The 4,737-nt window shown below is 30.1% G+C and carries 5 protein-coding genes; all 5 read left to right on the forward strand.

Annotated features, from left to right (window positions below; genetic code table 11):
* Positions 1–106 precede the first annotated feature (106 nt).
* The 5 genes from M4I23_RS19200 to M4I23_RS19220 all read left to right on the forward strand — a co-directional run bounded on the left by M4I23_RS19200 (position 107) and on the right by M4I23_RS19220 (position 4,463).
* Positions 107–652 (forward strand): hypothetical protein, encoded by a 546-nt coding sequence (locus tag M4I23_RS19200; protein ID WP_249755473.1) that lies wholly within the window; start codon positions 107–109, stop codon positions 650–652.
* A gap of 321 nt (positions 653–973) precedes the next feature.
* Positions 974–1,672: an ankyrin repeat domain-containing protein gene (locus tag M4I23_RS19205; protein ID WP_249755474.1), complete on the forward strand. Its 699-nt coding sequence runs from the start codon at positions 974–976 to the stop codon at positions 1,670–1,672.
* A gap of 150 nt (positions 1,673–1,822) precedes the next feature.
* A complete protein-coding gene (locus M4I23_RS19210; protein WP_249755475.1) occupies positions 1,823–2,269 on the forward strand; it encodes a hypothetical protein in 447 nt (148 codons plus the stop codon).
* 190 nt (positions 2,270–2,459) lie between these two features.
* Entirely contained in the window at positions 2,460–4,013 is a 1,554-nt protein-coding gene (locus tag M4I23_RS19215) for a hypothetical protein (protein ID WP_249755476.1), read from the forward strand.
* A 6-nt stretch (positions 4,014–4,019) separates the two neighbouring features.
* Complete coding sequence (locus tag M4I23_RS19220; protein WP_249755477.1) at positions 4,020–4,463, forward strand: hypothetical protein; 444 nt, start codon at positions 4,020–4,022, stop codon at positions 4,461–4,463.
* Positions 4,464–4,737: the final 274 nt, after the last annotated feature.

Raw genomic sequence — 4,737 nt, forward strand, 5'->3', positions numbered from 1 at the left:
TGCGTGTTTGTAACGTCTGATTTTCCTTCGGAAAATCCTCGCATACAAACCCGCAACTATTCTTATACATAAACGTTGTACCCAATTAAACCAAACCCAAAAATTGATGGATAAAAAAGAAGAAATTATAAATAAGTTGAAAGAAATGGTTCATAAACCGGGAGGAAAACAAGCCATTAGGTTTATTCTTAATTCTCTTGGAGCAACACCACTTGTAGGCGGAATAATAGCTGCAAGTGGGAATATATGGAATGAAAAAGAACAACAGAACTTTGATAATAAAATAGTCGAATGGATTGAACAGGCAAATACTGATTTAACTAAAATTCTTAAAGTTTTGGAATCAGAATTACAAGAGCCTACTAAAGCTAATCTTTCACTTTTATTTGGAGAAGCATTAGGTTTAGAAATTCCTTTTATGGTAAAATCAGGAACTGCATATAAAGTCTCAACAATATTACATTCTCAAACGCTTACTGAATTTGAAAAATTTGAACCGACTGGATGGATAAGTATTGTTGGTAATGGAAATATGACAAATATGGGAGCTGGAAATAGTTTTGGTAACACAATCGAAGACAAGAAAAGACCAAGAGGTATGGGGAATGGATATATAATCCGACTTAATGAATCTTATTTTTCTGAAAAATAACTGGGTACAACAATGCATAAAAAACATAGGGCTTTTGTGTTAACTCCAAAGTTCTGTGTTTATTTATGAAGTCCGCCAAATATAAAATTTGGCATTTTCAATAATAAAAGATAAATACAAAATATTATATTTGGCTAAGTGTAAAACTCGAAACGTAGTGCTTACCCTCTGCCCTACGTGTTTTATACTAAACGTTGGCAGTAATTCTACTCATTTCCAAAAAAAAATAATTACTTTTAGGAAACGTTTTACCAAAACCCAATCACTTGATAATCAATAAATTACGAAAACGTTACTCAGAATTAAAACCAAGTAACACTAATGAAAGCATTTTTTAAAGCAATTAGAGATAGGGACCTTGAAAAGGTAAGAGGATACCTTATCAAATCACCAGAATTGGTGAATTCAACTGCAAAACAACCACCAAAAAAAGATGATGGACAATCACCTCTTCAAGTTGCTTTTAAAACTGACAATTTAGAAATTGCTAGACTACTGATAGAAAATAATGCTGATATAAACTTTATCGAATCTTCTGATATAAATAGTTTGAATACGCCAGTATTTCACGATTTTATAAAAGCACTAGTTCATAATACAAACGAGTCAGAAATAGATTTTCAATCATATATTGAAATGTTTAAGTATTTAATAAATAAAGGAGTTGATTTCACCAAGAAAGACAGTTATGAAAATAATTCTCTTGATAGATTAATTATGGATACAGATAATCTATATCAATTTGACCACAAACTTAATTGGGATTCAAAAAGCGGAAAATATATTGAATCTAAAAAAGGAAAGAATATTAATACAGAAAAACGTCTGATTTCCATTTACGAGATATTTATTCAACAATTCTTAAAAGACAGTGAAATAGATATTGACGTAAATGAATATTCACGAGACACTGGAATTTATGACGAATTTAAAATTGATACATTTTCTATAGAAATTTTAAATAGGTTGCTAATTGAAAAAACAGGAAAAGGTTTAAGAAATTTTGAGAATAAAAAATAACTACTGCCAACAAAGTATATAATTTATTGCTGGCTTCTTGCCTACTTACGAAAGTCCTTGCGGACTTTCTTGGTCAGTAATTATTTACTAAATTAGTTGCTTGAAACACGCAGCAAACCATATACATAGACGTTGGCACCAATTAGAAAAATGAAATCGAAATTATTCCTACTTCTGACTTTAATTCTGTTTACGTCCTGTTTTCAAGAACGCAAAATCGGACAGATAAAAGTAAGCGGAATAGAAGACACTTTTATGAATATCTATCAAAAAGACGAATTTGACTTTGTGACACCATTATATTATGAAATATTGGACTCTGATGAAAATCTGATTTTAGAAAAACATCATTTAATTGGAACTGAAGACCACATTACGGATTTGAATGATTTTAAAGCTAAATCTTATGACAGTATTCTGTATCTGACTTGGGGAAAAGAAAGCGAAATTTATGCAATATATGACCTGAAATCTGGAAAAGGATATCCGAAAAGTAAACTGAATGAAAATTGGAAAACGAAATTTGAAAACGCAAATGATTTGGTAAACAGATTAAAAGAAATGAATCCAAATTTAAATGCTAATTGGAATAAATAACTGGTGCCAACACCGTATAAAAATAATTGCGGTTTAGTGCTTAATCAAAGGTCGTTGCGTGTTTGCCTGCATCTGATTTTCCTTCGGAAATTCCTCGCATACAAACCCGCAACTATTCTTATACATATACGTTGTGGTTTATATAACTAAACAACAAACATTATTACTAACTTTAAAACTTTAACGGTTTATGAAAAAAATTAATACTTATTTTAAAATCGGAATTCTAACACTACTAACTTCCTTTATGTTTACCAACTGTGAGAAAGAAGAAAATGAACAACTGGATGTGAATACTATTTCTACACAATTACTAACTTATTTTAACCAAACCGATTATAACGAACTTATTCCATATGATTATACCTTAGATTGGAGCAGCCCTATAAAACAATACTCAGAAGAATTAGAATTATCATATTATGAAGTCTCTATTAACTATACTAATGCGTTTAATCCAAATGAATTAAACAAATTTAAGAAAGAAGGAGCCTATTATATTAAATATAAAATTTTGGCAATAGAAAATAATGACGAATCATTTAGTTTTTATGCAGCAAAATTTTATCAAAACGTCAATCCCTTAAACAATGTCTTAATTAATTCCGATATTTCATTTAGCGACCTCAATAATTTTACCGGAATCGTTCACTTAATTAACAATCAAAAAAAAATAGTGTATAAAAAACAATTGAGCGAAGGCATGCTTATTATGTCAACCAAGTTTAATAACAAAAAAGGAAGCAATACTAACAGTTCATCTTTATATGGAAGATCCTCCGTATCTTGCCCAACAATTACAGTACCCATGTATACAGATTGGTATTCCAATAGTGGTCCTGGTGGTTCTTACGTTTATACCCATACACAACTTACAGGCTATAGAACCATAAATGTTTGTGAGGGAAGTAGTGGCTTACCCGAAATTAACAAGTATGGCTCAAACGGAGAAGGTATTTATGTTAAGAGAAAGGGTAATGGTGGGGTTTATGATGATGATGACTCCAACGAAGACGACGAAAATATTGTTTTAATTGAGGATGAAATTAGTAATTGTGGCCCAGGATTATTTCCCAATGCAAATGGAGATTGTGTTGCTGATTTGCATGAAGATAAAATTGACGCTACTGGGCTTACTGGAAAAGCGGATTGTGTTTATGAAAAAATGGTTGATAATAAAAATAACATTACATGGATTCTTAAAAACTTTGAAGATGGAAATAAACCTTCTGAATTTGACTTAAAGTTTAAAATGTCAACTACTCTAGATAATAATACAAATGCAAGTACTTCAAAATCTGGAAACACATTTACTATTAAAATTAACGCAAATACCCTATCTAGTAGAACTTCACTAGGCTTAGCAAGAACTATAATACACGAAGGTATTCATGCTAGACTAAGAGAATTTGCATCAAGAAAAGGAAGTAATTCTACAAGTTTCCCTGGAGTGTATGATTACTTTAGAATTTATAATAAGAATTGGGATCATCAACAAATGGCTGACCACTATAGAAGTACTATTGCAAAAGGGTTAAAACAATATGATAATGGACAACGTTCTGACCAATTTTATAATGATATGGCTTGGGAAGGATTAGCAAATATACCTAATAGCAATACTACTAATCCTAAAGACCAAATACTTACAAATTCTTGGAATGCATTACCACAATCAGATAGAGATAGAATTACATCTGTTATTAAAGGTGATGATAACAATGGAAGTAAAATCTGTAATTAATACATTATGAAAAAAATTATTTTAATCCTAACCTGTATATTCTGTTTACATGGCTATTCCCAATCAAAAAAAAGAGATACTATTTATTTTTTTATTAACAAGAATGATTCATTAATTTACAAACAGGTAGCTACAAAAATGAATCCCTATGAAGGATATGTAATAACGGATGAAAAAAGAATAGTAAAAAAAATTAAAAGATCTTCTGATATAGCAGGTGATGATATAGAATATGATACTTTTAGCGATTATTCTTTTTCTTTTAACAGAAAAAATGATATTATAATTTCTAAATCTCATTTAAACACACTAAACTATGTCAAAGACAGAAGACAATTTATATATGAAATCAATGATCCAACAAAAACTTGGATAGAATATATTTTTATTGAACCTACAAAATGTAGTAAATTTATTTTAAGGAAAGTTCGCTCCTTAAAATTTGAATAAATACAAACCACAACACGGTATATAAAAAATAGCAGTTAAGAGCTTTAACAATGGTTGGTTCTTTTCTGCTATCTTTATTTATAAACTGAAAAATAATACATACAAATCTGCTACGTTTCATATATTAACCGTTGGCATTCATGTCTCACTCAGCTCAAAAAAATATATAAACGAGCTTAAAAGTTGTTAAAAAACTCACTCAACCGACTTCTGACCATTTAAAGCGCAACTGTTGCTTACGACTGACTTTACTCTTGCGCAAAACATCTGACTT

It is taken from the genome of Algibacter sp. L4_22 (assembly GCF_023473045.1).
Lineage (GTDB): Bacteria > Bacteroidota > Bacteroidia > Flavobacteriales > Flavobacteriaceae > Algibacter.